Origin of the sequence: Syntrophothermus sp. (assembly GCF_013314835.1) — a bacterium.
In the GTDB taxonomy this organism is placed as follows: Bacteria; Bacillota; Syntrophomonadia; order Syntrophomonadales; family Syntrophothermaceae; genus Syntrophothermus; species Syntrophothermus lipocalidus.
Genome location: NZ_JABUEX010000022.1, coordinates 1 through 14,109, shown reverse-complemented (window position 1 = coordinate 14,109; position 14,109 = coordinate 1). Strand labels below are relative to the sequence as shown.

The following is a 14,109-nucleotide window of genomic DNA, read 5'->3' as shown; positions in this document are numbered from 1 at the left end:
AGGAGGAAAGCCGTTGGCGAGTAAAGCCTGCATTATCACGAGAGGGCCTGCTAAGGCCAATCAGGGTGGAACCGCGGGAAAAGCCCGTCCCTGTGTAGGGGACGGGCTTTAGTTTTAGGTCTAGTCGCATCAAATCGCATATAGATAGGAGGATTGAAGGTGACTTTTCAGGAGATAATCTTAGCTCTGGAAACATTTTGGGGTAGCCAAGGCTGCATCATTCAGCAACCATATGACGTGGAAAAGGGGGCGGGGACGATGAACCCGGCTACCTTTTTGCGCGCTCTTGGGCCTGAACCTTGGAATGTGGCTTACGTAGAGCCTTCGCGCAGGCCGACTGATGGTCGGTACGGCGAGAACCCCAACCGGCTTCAACACTATTACCAGTATCAGGTGATATTGAAGCCGTCTCCCGACAATGTTATTGACCTGTATTTGGACAGTCTTCGTACTCTTGGGATTGATCCGCGCAAACATGACATCAGGCTGGTGGAAGATAACTGGGAATCCCCTACCCTCGGAGCCTGGGGCTTAGGGTGGGAGATATGGCTCGATGGGATGGAAATCACCCAGTTTACGTACTTCCAGCAGTGCGGGGGCATTGACTGCTACCCGGTTTGCGCTGAAATTACCTACGGTATCGAGAGAATTGCTATGTACATCCAGAACAGGGAGAGCGTGTTTGACATCGAGTGGGTAGACGGCATTACCTACGGGGATGTTCACCACCAGAGTGAGGTCGACTATTCTTATTACAACTTCCAGGTAGCGGACATCGAAACCTTGGTGACAATGTTCGATCTCTGCGAGAAAGAGGCTAAACGGGTACTGGAGAAGGAATTGGTACAGCCCGCCTATGACTACGTTTTGAAGTGTTCGCACCTCTTTAACCTGTTAGATGCGAGAGGAGCCATAAGCGTAACTGAACGCACCAGCTACATTGCTCGGGTCAGAAATATGGCCCGCAGCGTGGCTCTGGCTTATTTACGGCAGCGGGAAAAATTAGGGTATCCTTTGCTGAAAGATCCTGAACTCAGGAAGAAGACGTTAAAGGAGGGCTAGGTATGACCAGAGATCTGGTTTTTGAAATAGGCACTGAGGAAATACCGGCAGCCTACATGCCAAATGCTATCCGGGACATGGAGGCCCTGGCCAGAGAAAAACTGTCAGGAGCCAATCTCAGTTTCGGTAGCCTGAGAACTATGGGAACACCGAGGCGACTGGTACTTTACGTTTATGACCTGGCTGAGAACCAGGCAGGCTGGCTGAAGGAGGTCAGAGGCCCAAAACGAGAGCAGGCTTTCGATGCAGAGGGGCGGCCTACCTCGGCGGCTCTGGGTTTTGCCCGAGCTCAGGGAGTGACGGTCGAATCTCTCGAGGTGCGGGAAGTGTCCGGAGTAGATTACGTCTTCGCGGTAAAAAAGGAGTCCGGGAAGAAAACCGTGGAAGTCTTGCCAGGGGTTTTGCGGGAAATCGTGGTTGATCTCGGCTTCCCTAAGGCAATGCGCTGGGCCTACTCCGAGTTCAGGTTCGCCCGTCCCATCCGATGGATGTTGGCTTTGTTCGGTGACGAGGTCATACCGGTTCAGATAGAAAACGTGGAAGCCACCAATATTACCTTTGGACACAGGTTTTTGTCTGAGGGGCCAATTACGGTCAACGGAGCAGCCAATTACTTCGAAGCAATGGAGAAAGCGTTTGTCGTCGTCGATCACGAGCGCAGGCGGCAAATGATATGGGAACAGATATTGAACACGGCCGAGCAGGCGGGAGGTTATCCTTATAACGACGAGGAACTACTGGAAGAGGTTAATTTTCTTCTGGAGTACCCGACTGCTTTCTACGGGAAGTTTTCGCCGGAATACCTGGTGTTGCCGACAGAGGTTTTGACCACCACGATGATCGAACACCAGCGCTACTTCCCGGTGTTTTCCGATGACGGCAAGCTCCTCCCCGGGTTTATCGGAGTTAGAAACGGCGACGAGTACAACTTGGAGGAAGTTAAAGCAGGCAATGAAAGGGTTTTGAGGGCCCGTCTGGAAGATGCTCTCTTCTTTTACAGGGAAGACACTAAACAGCCACTGGCGAGTAAAGTAGAGCTTCTTAAGAACGTGGTGTACCAAGCCAGGCTGGGTACGGTTTGGTCGAAGGTAGAGAGGCTGCAGGATATCGCGGTATTCATCGGGAAGGAAACCGGCTTAGGGCGGGAAACCACAATTCGCAGGGCGGCTTACCTGTGTAAGGCTGACCTCGAAACCAACATGGTGTACGAGTTTCCGGAACTACAAGGGATTATGGGACGGTACTATGCCCTTGCCAGCGGGGAAGACCCGGAGGTGGCAGAGGCCATTTTAGAACATTACCTTCCACGTTTTGCCGGCGATAAGTTGCCCGAGACCTCGGCCGGGATTGCGGTTAGCCTGGCAGAAAAACTGGACAACCTAGTCGGGTGTTTCTGCATAAACATCAAGCCCAGCGGTTCTCAGGACCCTTATGCTTTACGGAGACAAGCCTTGGGGTTGGTTAACATAATCCTCAAGAGGGGATTAAGGTTGGACCTTGAAAAGGCCATAAGATTCGTATATCAGGGATTTGCGCCTATAAAACCTGACCTTAGCTGTGAAGAAACTGTTGGAGAGGTTCTAGACTTTGTTCTGCAGAGACTAAGGGGAATATTGTCAGACAGCGGCATCTCGTATGATGTGCTGGATGCAGTCCTGGCAGTACCTCAAGGCGACGTGCTAGAGGTCAGAAAAAGGGCTGAGGCCTTGCAGGAGTTCAAGCAGAGCGAGTACTTTGAGGACGGGATGGTGGTTTTCAATCGCTGTTACAATTTAGCCAAAAAATGGGATAGCCGAGACGTAGATGAAGTATTGCTGGAAACCGAGGCGGAAAGACGGATTTATCAGTGGCTGGCGCAGACAGAACCGCTGCTGAACGAATTAAAGGAAAGAGGGGAGTATGGCGAGTACCTCATAACACTGTCGAAAGGGAGGGCGGGGGTTGACGAGTTGTTCGATGCGGTAATGATCATGGCCGAGGATCCGAAGTTGAGAAAGAACCGGTTGAGCCTTTTGCGTCGTATCAGTGATTCATTCCTGAATTTAGGAGATTTCAGCCGGTTGGTATAAGACTTTTTTCCTTTGACGAAGGGAAAAGCGATTCTTTATAATCAATAGTGTATATGATTTGATGTTTTGCTTCAAAAAAGTATAGCATAATTGGTGGGTGGGGTATGATCGAGCTCACTGAAAGGCAAGGGAAAATTCTGGACATCGTGCGCAAGCACCAGCCTATTACAGGCGAGAGAATCGCCGAGATACTGGATGTTACTCGAGCCGCTCTCCGACCAGACTTGGCTGTTCTCACCATGTCTGGATACTTGGAGGCTAAACCGCGGGTCGGGTACACCATCAAGTCAGAAGGAGGGCAGGGAGCCATAAAAAAAATCCTCTGCCAATACCGGGTTAAAGACGTAAAATCGATGCCCGTGGTGATTAAAGATGTTTCCAGCATATACGATGCTATCGTCACGCTTTTCACCGAGGATGCGGGTACCATTTACGTTACCGACCGCGACGGTTATCTCGCGGGGGTGGTTTCTAGGAAAGATTTCTTAAAAACGACTCTTGGCCACATCGATATCTACAAGGTGCCGGTCAGTGTAATAATGACCAGGATGCCGAATATAATCGTAACGACTCCGGACGAAACGGTTATCGAGGCAGTCAAGAAGATTGTCGAACATGAAATCGATAGCTTGCCAGTGGTTAAGAAATACATTGACGAAAATGGAGATGAAAAACTCGAGGTGGTAGGAAGGATAACCAAGACCAACATAGCCCGCTTGTTACTCGATTTGGCAAACCAGAAAAGGGAGGGGTAGACTTGAACCACAACATGCCCGGGGTGTATGTAGTCTCGGACTCCATCGGGGAAACAGCAGAGATGGTAGTCAGGGCAGCCGCGAGCCAGTTCAACTCCGGCAAGATAGAAATAAAAAGGATACCTTACGTTACCGATGAAGAGAGCATTGTCGAAATAATCGGCCAGGCAGCGGAAGAACATGCCATTATAGCCTACACCCTAGTGATAGAAGAGTTAGCGCAATTTTTGAGAAGTAAAGCGCAAGAGGCTTCGGTCTTGGCAGTAGATCTGCTGGGCCCGATGATGGAGGCCCTGCGGTTAGCCAGTAACGTGGAACCAAAGCGGGAACCTGGATTGGTGCGTAAGGTAGACGAGATATATTTCCGCCGGGTTGAAGCCATCGAGTTTGCGGTCAGGTATGATGATGGCAAAGACCCGCGGGGAATACCTTTGGCGGATATCGTGCTCGTCGGGGTTTCACGGACTTCTAAAACCCCCCTTTCTATGTATTTGGCTCACAAGCGGATAAAGGTCGCAAACGTGCCGCTCGTACCAGAAGTACCTCCCCCGGAGGAGCTGTACAGCGTAGAAAAGGGTCGGCTCATGGGGCTTACTATACAACCGGACCTGCTTTGCGCCATTCGTAAAGAAAGGCTCAAGGCTTTAGGTTTAATGTCAGATGCGAACTACGCTAGCCCGGAGCGGATTGCCTACGAACTCGAGTTTGCTCATCAGATAATGCGGAAGCTCGGGTGTCCGATAATCGATGTCAGCAACAAGGCCGTGGAAGAAACGGCAAGCAAAATACTGGAAATATATTACAGGAGGTTGAGCCATGTCTAGAACCAAGTACGTGTATCTTTTCGAAGAAGGCCAGGCAGACATGAAATCATTGCTAGGCGGTAAGGGGGCGAACTTAGCGGAAATGACCCGGATCGGTCTGCCCGTTCCTCCGGGGTTTACCATAACCACAGAGGCGTGTAAAGAGTATTACCGACTGGGCAAAGAGTTTCCCCCCAATATGATGGAGGACGCGCTACTGGCTTTGCGGGTAGTCGAAGAAAAGACCGGTAAAAGTTTTGGAGACAAGGACAACCCGCTCTTGGTATCGGTCCGATCGGGCGCTCCTATATCTATGCCAGGGATGATGGATACCATTCTCAACCTGGGCTTGAACGACGTTACGGTTGAGGGGTTGGCTTCTCTTACTGGAGATGAACGTTTTGCTTTGGACTGTTACCGGCGTTTTATTCAGATGTTTTGTAACGTAGTCTTGGGTATCGATCATGCGGTCTTCGATGCGGTGATGGAAAAATATAAGAAAAGACACGGACTGATATTTGATTATGAAATACCTGCTGATGGATTGAGGTCTGTTATCGCCGAGTATAAGGGCTTGGTTGTGAAAGAGGCCGGCCGTGAGTTTCCGCAAGATGTCTATGAGCAATTACAGATGGCAATTAAGGCTGTGTTTGAATCTTGGAATAACCAAAGGGCCATAGTCTATAGAAAGCTGAACAAGATACCGGATGACCTGGGAACTGCGGTCAATGTACAGGCCATGGCTTTCGGAAACATGGGAAGCGATTCCGGTACGGGGGTAGCTTTTACCCGCAACCCGTCTACCGGCGAGCGTGAACTGTACGGCGAGTTTCTTGTAAATGCCCAAGGGGAGGATGTTGTTGCCGGAATCAGAACTCCTACTCCCATATCCAAGCTCAAAGACGAACTGCCCCAGGTTTACGAACAGTTCACCCAGGTTTGTCAGACCTTAGAATCTCATTACCGGGATATGCAGGACATCGAATTTACGGTGGAAAAAGGTAAACTCTACATGCTGCAGACCCGAAGTGGCAAGCGGACAGCCGCAGCTGCTATCAAAGTCGCCGTGGACATGGTGAGGGAAGGGCTGATTACTCGGGAAGAAGCTCTCTTGCGGGTAGATGCTAATCAGATTAACCAGTTGTTACATAGACAAATCGACTCCAAAGCCGAGTTAAACGTCATAGCCAAAGGATTGCCGGCTTCGCCAGGAGCGGCTTCAGGTAAGGTGGTTTTCGATGCCGACGAGGCAGAAAAACTGGGCAACGAAGGGGAAAGAGTCATACTAGTGCGCAGCGAAACGACTCCGGATGATATTCACGGGATTGTCAAAGCCCAAGGGGTGCTGACGTCGAGAGGTGGTATGACCAGTCACGCGGCGGTGGTCGCTCGTGGAATGGGTAAGCCTTGTGTCTGCGGTTGCGAAGCTATTAAGATAGACCCGGACGGGCACGAGTTTACGGTCGGAGATATGGTTGTGAAGAAAGGCGACATAATATCTATAGACGGGGCTACCGGTAACGTGATTCTGGGAGAGGTACCGATGATAGAGCCTACGCTTTCGGAGGAGTTTGAAACCCTTCTCAAGTGGGCTGATGATGTGAGAAGAATCGGGGTAAGGGCTAATGCCGACACTCCTGAAGATGCCGCTAAAGCTCGTGAATTCGGAGCCGAAGGAATTGGCCTTTGCCGAACCGAGCACATGTTTATGGCTCAGGATCGTCTACCTATAGTCCAGGAAATGATATTGGCTGACACTGAAGAGGCTCGCAAGAAGGCCCTGGCCAAACTGCTACCCATGCAGCGTGGAGATTTTTATGGTATTCTGAAGGCTATGGCCGGTTTACCGGTGACCATTCGACTGTTGGACCCGCCGTTGCACGAGTTCTTGCCCGGAGCTGAAGAACTCCTGACGGAAATAGCGGAAATGAATGCGAGAGGACAGAATAACGCTGTGCTGGCGGAAAAGAGATCTCTACTGAAAAAGGTTTATGCTCTGAGGGAATTCAATCCTATGCTCGGGCACAGGGGTTGCCGTTTGGGTATAACTTATCCGGAAATCTATCGCATGCAGGCCCGTGCTATATTTGAAGCGGTTGTCAAACTTAAAAAAGAAGGAATTGAGGTTTTACCCGAAGTTGAAATTCCTCTGGTAATGGATAGCGGTGAGCTGGCCCTGTTGAAACATGAGGTGCTGGAGGTTTATGAAGAAGTAAAAGCGGAGACAGGGATTGAGTTCGAGTTTACGGTTGGCACGATGATTGAATTGCCCCGGGCTTGTGTGGTAGCCGAGGAGATCGCCGCTGAGGCCGATTTCTTCTCTTTCGGTACCAATGACCTTACCCAAACTACGCTGGGATTCAGCCGCGACGACGCCGAGGGTAAGTTTATACCGATTTATTTGGAGAAAAAGTTGTTGAAAGATAACCCGTTTGCCGTATTGGATCGCAAAGGGGTAGGAAGCTTGATGGTAATGGCGATCGAAAAAGGACGCTCGGTGAACTCAGGGCTTCTCATCGGAATTTGCGGCGAGCACGGCGGGGAACCGTCCTCAGTAGAGTTTTGTCATCAAATCGGTCTAGACTACGTGAGTTGCTCGCCCTACCGGGTACCGGTCGCCCGCCTAGCTGCAGCCCAGGCGGCGGTGCTGTACCCCAGGGAGTAATGGGTTTTCCTTAATGTCAAAGGCACCTAGGGAACAAAGCCCCTGCTTCTCAGCGGGGGCTTCCTAAGTTTTTACATCTCTAGGTTTTCCAGGCTCAGTTTGATCATGATGCTCTCTCCCGGTTCAGTTCTTGTCTCACGAATGGTCTCGCACGGTCAGACTCTCTTAGGCAGTTTGTCCAAATTGTTTGAAAAAGGATACCCTGTAGGTAAGGACAGGAGTGAAGGGAGAGGATATCATGTCGAACCGAAGCGTGATGCTCGCAGTTGTGTTCCTAGCCGGATTACTTTTAGCGGGAAGCCTTTTTATAACAGCAGGTAGTGCGTATGCCCAGGGTGCATACAGTGACAAAGATCTGGCTTTGGGTACATACGGAGAGGATGTTAGACAAGTTCAGCAGTGTCTGAGTCATTTGAATTACAACACCGGTGGTATTGACGGTATTTACGGGCCACAAACCGTCAGTGCTGTTTCAGCTTTTCAGAAGGATCAGCAACTTGTCATAGACGGTATTGCTGGGCCTGAAACCCAGTGGGCCTTGTTTAAGATAGTCAGTCAGCTTCAAAAAGACTTGACCTCTGTTGGTTTTGATACCAAGGGTGTAGACGGTTGTTTCGGTCCAGCTACGGTGAGTGCCGTCTTATCCTTTCAAACTGCTAACAAACTCAAGGCTGACGGGATAGTGGGGCCTGAAACGAAAAAAGCTCTGGAGCAAGCAGTTGCGGCGAAAAAAGCCAACACCAGTGCTACTGTCGTTTATATAGTGCAAAAAGGTGATACCTTGTCGGAAATTGCCGTCCGGTACAAAACAACAGTCAAGGCCATCAAGGATGCTAACAAGTTGAGTTCGGACCTTATCAAAGTAGGTCAAAAACTGGTTATTCCTTCCGGTGGCAGTACTCCCACGGTGCCGTCAACTAGCACTACCCCTTCCCGGCAAGGAAGATTTGGCGAACTCGTTCCCTGGAGCGAGGCTCAAAAAATATTTAAGGTTGGGATGATCGCCACTATTACCGATTTTGACACCGGTTTGACCTATCAGGTGAAACGTCTAGGTGGCAGTAATCACGCCGATGTCGAACCTTTAACGGCTGCAGATACGGCTAAGATGAAGCAGGCCTATCACGGGGAGTGGAGCTGGGAGCGACACGCCATCCTGGTTACGGTCGCCGGCAGAACTATCGCTGCCTCTCAAAACGGGATGCCTCACGGGACTTCAACCATAAACAACAACTTCCCCGGCCATTTTTGCATACATTTCTTGGGCAGCATGACCCACGGCAATAATCAATGGGCTCCAAGCCCCGCGCATGTCGATGCAGCTCACCAGGCTATGGTTCGGAAAGCGGCGGGACTTTCGAGCTAAGACTAGGGTTCAGCAACATCAAGGATCACAAAGAAATATTATAATTTTATATAGAGACAAGCAGAGCCTTTGATCGGCGCTCTGCTTTTTCTGTCTTGTGAGCCAGCATACGCACATCGAAGCAGACACGTATCGCCCCTGGAATGCTTCCTCTATATTGTTGGTAAAAGCCTTGCCCGTGGTTTTATATGTGTACAAGTCCTTATTTGTGACCATTTATGTCTCATTTGATGAGTACAAATCAGGTTGAAGGAACATAAATAAAAGAGTCGTATATACATTAGGTGAGGAGGTGTAGCTGGTGTCAGATGTTTTCATAATTGCTTTGAATGGAAGTCCCAACAAAAACGGTAATACGGCCTTTATGCTTAACACTGCCCTTGCCACTTGTCGAGAAATGGGGGCGCGAACCGAGATGATTCACTGCCAAGAGGCTCTGAAAGGAATAAGAAACAAGTTTTGCGTTAACTGCGAGGTTCCTTGCTCAGGCAAATGTGGGAGGGGAAAACCGCTAGAGACAGCTTTCGGGCTTTTGCGCCAGGCTGACGGGTTGTTGATAGGGAGCCCGGTTTACTTCGGTACAGTTTCCGCCCAGCTGAAGGCTTTTTGGGACAAGAGTCGGTTTTTGCGCAATGAAAAAGCACTGCTTAATGTTCCGGGTGGGGCTGTGGCGGTTGGAGCTTCTCGGTTTGGGGGACAGGAGACGACCATCAGGGCTATCCATGACCTAATGCTGGTTCAGGGGATGTTGGTTCTGGGAGATGGTTACTGGGAGTATGACTGCGGGCATCAAGGGGCTGCGGCCCAGCGCCCAGCACAGACAGACGACAACGGGTTGCAAAGGACAGTCATACTGGCCAAAAGGCTGGTCGAAGTAGCGCGGGCAACTCGAAGCATTCGTACAAAAACCGCACGTTAAGAAAAACAATTTTAGGTGCGGAGATGATGAAGTGTCATTATAATATATACCAATATCGTTGGTATTGGAGGATGTATCTTCCGTGTCAGAACAAGGAAGGGGACAAACGAATCACAGCCTGGACAACCTCTGCGTACGCGAAGAAATAGAAGCCAAGGAAGAATTGGTGTTGAGCCCTTATGCCTGTTTTTCTAGTCGAAGTCAGGGGAGAGAAAAACCTGAGCCTCCGGATCCGGTGCGGACCTGCTTCATGGTGGACAGGGACAGGATTGTTCATTCCAAGTCATTTCGTCGCCTCAAACACAAGACTCAGGTGTATATTTCGCCTGTCGGCGATCACTATCGAACCAGGTTAACCCATACCCTAGAAGTGAGCCAGATAGCCAGAACGATTGGACGGGGGTTAGGTTTAAACGAGGATCTGATAGAAGCTATCGCTTTAGCCCATGACATCGGTCATACCCCTTTTTCTCATGCTGGAGAAAGAGTATTGGACCAGCTGGTGCCTGGTGGGTTCCGTCACAACGAAAACAGCGTCCGGGTACTGACTAGGATTGAAAGAGGAAAGTTCGGGCGAGGACTGAACCTGACTAAGGAAGTATTGGACGGGGTGCTATACCATAGCGGTTACGGCGAAGGGGGTGCCCGAGCTCAAACTTTGGAGGGCCAGACCATCTTTTACAGCGACAAGATTGCTTACGTGCAGCATGACATTGATGACGCCATTCGCGCCGGATTGCTGAGGATAGAGGATATTCCCCGGGACTACCTTGATGTTTTGGGATATACCCACAGCCAGCGGATAGCAACGTTAGTCACCGACATCATAGTTCATACCCGTCAACAAGCAGCACGAAAATGGGACAGGCTTGTGAGGGTTACGATGAGTCCAGAAGTTGAGAAGGCCCTGACTGGGTTGCGCGAGTTCATGTTTAAAAACATCTACAACGGTCCTTTTTGCATGGCTGAGAAGGACAAGGCGGCTGTGATAGTAGAGTACCTGTACAAATATTACTACTCTCACCCCAATAAACTGCCCGAATTTTATCAAAAGATAGCTAAAGAAGAAGGACTGGCAGTGGGGGTTGCCGATTATATTTCGGGTATGAGCGATACCTTTTGCCTGGCTATCTTCAACGAGGTTTATGTGCCCCAGTTTACTCCTGGTTTCAACTTTTACAGGGGGTTTACAGAGGAGTAGAAAGCCCTTGCCGTCAAAGGTCGGCAGTGTTGCATTGATATATACGATGCGTCGTGAATGGAAGTGACGACAAAATGAATGAACAGTTATTGAGGACTATTGAAGATAGGATCGACATTGTTGAACTCGTGTCAGAGAGCACGGATTTAGTGCGGAAAGGAAGCCGTTACTGGGGTCTGTGCCCGTTTCATTCCGAAAAAACCCCGTCTTTTTCGGTTTCGGCCGAAAAACGACTTTTTTATTGTTTTGGCTGTCATGTTGGTGGCAACATCTTTACTTTCGTTATGAAACGCGACAACCTGAGTTTCAAGGAAGCTGTCGAAGTTTTGGCTGCCAAAGCCGGTGTCGAGTACGTACCGAAATCAGACGGGGCGAAGAAGCGAAAACGGGATGAAGAGAGAATCATAGAAATGAATGAACTAGCGGCTGCTTATTATCACCAATTGTTGAAATCGGACAAGGGTGCGAGGGCTAGAAGATACCTGGAGGAAAGAGGAGTTGACTGGGAAACGGCGGTTGCCTTTCAGCTGGGTTATGCTCCGGACGAGTGGCGGGGTCTCTTGGAATACCTGATTTCGAGGGGTTATTCGGGGCCTCAGTTAGTGGCGTCTGGCCTGATAAAGAGGAGTCCGGTCAAAGATTCGTATTATGATGTTTTTCGGGACCGGGTGATATTTCCAATAAGGAACAAGTCCGGGACGGTAGTGGGAATGGGAGGGCGCAGCTTGAACCCGGCCGACATTCCCAAGTATCTTAATACGCCGGAAACCGCGGTATTTTCCAAACGCGATAACCTGTACGGATTGTTTCAAGCCCGTGATCACGTTCGCCGGCTGAACGAAGCGATCTTGGTAGAAGGGTATATGGACTGCATAATGTTGCATCAATACGGGATACGACAGGCAGTAGCTTCGTTAGGCACCGCATTTACGATTGAACAGGCCAGGTTGTTACGAGGGTACACGGAAAGAGTTGTTTTGATTTATGATGGCGACCAAGCCGGGCAAAGGGAGGCCTTGAGGGCTGCTGAATTGATGAGCAAGGAGGGCCTAAAAGTTGAAGTCGTAGTGTTGCCGGAGGATCAGGATCCAGACGAATATATTATGGTGAAAGGAAAAGAGGAATTTCTACAATATATCAAGAATAATAAGAAAAATCCGATGGAATTCAAGCTGGATTTTAAACTACGCGGTGTTGAAGGTCAGAGTCTCGTGGAAAAACTGGCGGTGTTGCACGAAACTTTTTGCGACCTGCAACAGGTAAAGAGTCTGTTGGAACTGGAGAATCATCTCGCTTTTGTTGCTAGAAAACTAGAGCTGCCCGAGAATGCGGTTAGACGCGAATTCAGGGTTTGGCAGCGAAAAACCAGGTCAATTGGCATTATCAGGAATAGAAATTCTATAAATAGATATAATAAAGGAGACAAAGAGAAGTTTGCGTCACCGGAGTTTCAGGTCAGACTGTTGGCAAAGATGGTGAATGACGAAAATACTTTCAAGCGTGTATTCGAAACCTGTGGTACTAAGTTTTTTACCGACCCCGGTCTAAGGAAGGTAGCTGCATTATTTCAAGAAAAAGGAAGTTTTCATCATGGTCAACTTATAGCCGAAGCGGTTCATAACTTGCCGGAATTGGCGGCAACTTTGGCCAGGATTGAAATGGTTGAGGAAGAGAATTGGCCCTCAGATCATGAGGTAGAGAAATTTATCCGAGAAGTGAAAAGACGCAAGATGGAAAGGAAATGGCAAAGGTTGTTGACGGAAATCGAAGCTGAAAAGAATAAAGGGGACTTTTACGATATTCTCCGTTTGATATTGGAGACGGATCATCATCTCAGAATTCAGGAAGGGGGGGAACTATGAAAGACAAGAAGCTCGCCGAAGCTATCAGCGCACTGACCGAAAAAGGAAAGAAAAAGAAAAACCTGACTTATGATGAGATATCCGATGATCTTCAGGGTATCAAACTGGAAGCTGATCAAATCGAGGACATCTACGAGCATCTCCAGGCGATGGGTATTCGCGTAGGAGACAGCACGGATGAGTTTGAGGTGGAAGAGACTCCCGTAGAAGGCGAGGCTGCCGAAACCGAAGATGTTTTGGTCCCCGAAGGCGTGGAAATAGATGATCCGGTCAGGATGTATTTGAAAGAGATTGGCAGGGTTCCCCTCTTAAGCGCGGAGGAAGAAATCGAGCTAGCAAAGAGAATCGAAAATGGTGACGAAGACGCAAAACGCAAACTGGTAGAGGCAAACCTGCGTTTGGTTGTCAGTATCGCCAAGCGTTACGTAGGAAGGGGCATGCTTTTTTTGGATCTGATACAGGAAGGTAACCTGGGGCTGATGAAAGCCGTTGAGAAATTCGATTACCGTAAAGGGTATAAGTTCAGTACCTACGCTACTTGGTGGATAAGGCAGGCTATTACCAGGGCTATTGCGGATCAGGCCCGGACTATTCGAATACCAGTGCATATGGTAGAAACCATTAACAAATTGTCAAGGATACAGAGGGCCCTTCTGCAGAAGCTGGGCAGGGAACCCACACCCGCCGAGGTGGCCGAAGAGATGGACATTCCGGTGGAGCGGGTGATGGAGATAATGAAGGTAGCTCAGGAACCCGTGTCTCTAGAGACTCCTATTGGGGAAGAAGATGATAGCCATCTTGGAGATTTCATCACTGACGAAGATGCCGAATCGCCGGAAGAGTCTGCTTCCTTCGTGTTGCTGCGAGAACACCTGGATGGAATTTTGTCCACCTTGACCGATAGGGAAGAGAAGGTGTTGCGGCTCAGGTTTGGTCTAGATGACGGCAGGCCCCGCACTCTCGAAGAAGTGGGACAGGAGTTTGGGGTTACCCGGGAACGAATCAGGCAGATAGAGGCCAAAGCCCTGCGTAAGCTTCGACATCCGTCACGAAGCAAGAAGCTGAAAGACTATATAGAATAGAGTGATAATGGAAGCCTTTTGCATTTTTGAGGTAGCCCCTCATGAAACTTGATAGTGTTACCAGCAGAGAGTGAAAACCGCGCTCTAAATAGTGACAGAGATATTCTTGAACCAATACCATCTGTGTTCATCAGTCCGGCACTCAGCTGGACGACATTGCAACATGCCAGTTGGTCCCGAAAACGCTAGTCGCTGAGCAAGACTTGAGCTGAGTGCCTGGTCTGTGCGCATCCGCCCCGAAAGTAGAATCTATTTTCCAGATTCTAGTGGTGACACCGTTAGGTGTCGTGAGGGTCTGTGGCTATTTTTTCGGGGCAGACACTGT

General features: G+C 49.5%; 10 protein-coding genes and 1 other annotated feature (1 of these 11 only partly in view). All 10 genes read left to right on the top strand.

Annotated features, from left to right (window positions below; genetic code table 11):
• Positions 1–95, top strand: a binding site (T-box leader); it begins 105 nt to the left of the window's first position.
• 64 nt (positions 96–159) lie between these two features.
• Positions 160–1,062: a glycine--tRNA ligase subunit alpha gene (gene glyQ / locus HPY90_RS08290; RefSeq protein WP_287193504.1), complete on the top strand. Its 903-nt coding sequence runs from the start codon at positions 160–162 to the stop codon at positions 1,060–1,062.
• A 2-nt stretch (positions 1,063–1,064) separates the two neighbouring features.
• The gene (gene glyS / locus HPY90_RS08285) at positions 1,065–3,131 is read left to right on the top strand and encodes a glycine--tRNA ligase subunit beta (protein ID WP_287193501.1); all 2,067 of its coding nucleotides are present in this window, start codon (positions 1,065–1,067) and stop codon (positions 3,129–3,131) included.
• A gap of 104 nt (positions 3,132–3,235) precedes the next feature.
• Positions 3,236–3,886: a transcriptional regulator CcpN gene (gene ccpN / locus HPY90_RS08280; protein WP_287193498.1), complete on the top strand. Its 651-nt coding sequence runs from the start codon at positions 3,236–3,238 to the stop codon at positions 3,884–3,886.
• A gap of 2 nt (positions 3,887–3,888) precedes the next feature.
• The gene (locus HPY90_RS08275) at positions 3,889–4,710 is read left to right on the top strand and encodes a pyruvate, water dikinase regulatory protein (protein ID WP_287193495.1); all 822 of its coding nucleotides are present in this window, start codon (positions 3,889–3,891) and stop codon (positions 4,708–4,710) included.
• Entirely contained in the window at positions 4,703–7,354 is a 2,652-nt protein-coding gene (gene ppdK / locus HPY90_RS08270; protein WP_287193492.1) for a pyruvate, phosphate dikinase, read from the top strand. The genes HPY90_RS08275 and ppdK overlap by 8 nt, the downstream gene beginning before the upstream one ends.
• A gap of 238 nt (positions 7,355–7,592) precedes the next feature.
• Positions 7,593–8,720 (top strand): peptidoglycan-binding protein, encoded by a 1,128-nt coding sequence (locus HPY90_RS08265; protein ID WP_287193489.1) that lies wholly within the window; start codon positions 7,593–7,595, stop codon positions 8,718–8,720.
• A 301-nt stretch (positions 8,721–9,021) separates the two neighbouring features.
• Positions 9,022–9,639 (top strand): flavodoxin family protein, encoded by a 618-nt coding sequence (locus tag HPY90_RS08260; RefSeq protein ID WP_287193485.1) that lies wholly within the window; start codon positions 9,022–9,024, stop codon positions 9,637–9,639.
• Between the two features lie 82 nt (positions 9,640–9,721).
• On the top strand, positions 9,722–10,840 hold the full coding sequence (locus tag HPY90_RS08255; RefSeq protein WP_287193482.1) for a deoxyguanosinetriphosphate triphosphohydrolase: 1,119 nt from the start codon (positions 9,722–9,724) through the stop codon (positions 10,838–10,840).
• Between the two features lie 74 nt (positions 10,841–10,914).
• On the top strand, positions 10,915–12,702 hold the full coding sequence (gene dnaG / locus HPY90_RS08250; RefSeq protein WP_287193478.1) for a DNA primase: 1,788 nt from the start codon (positions 10,915–10,917) through the stop codon (positions 12,700–12,702).
• Positions 12,699–13,784: an RNA polymerase sigma factor RpoD gene (rpoD, locus tag HPY90_RS08245; protein WP_013175781.1), complete on the top strand. Its 1,086-nt coding sequence runs from the start codon at positions 12,699–12,701 to the stop codon at positions 13,782–13,784. Before dnaG ends, rpoD begins: the two co-directional genes overlap by 4 nt.
• The last annotated feature ends 325 nt before the right edge of the window (positions 13,785–14,109 follow it).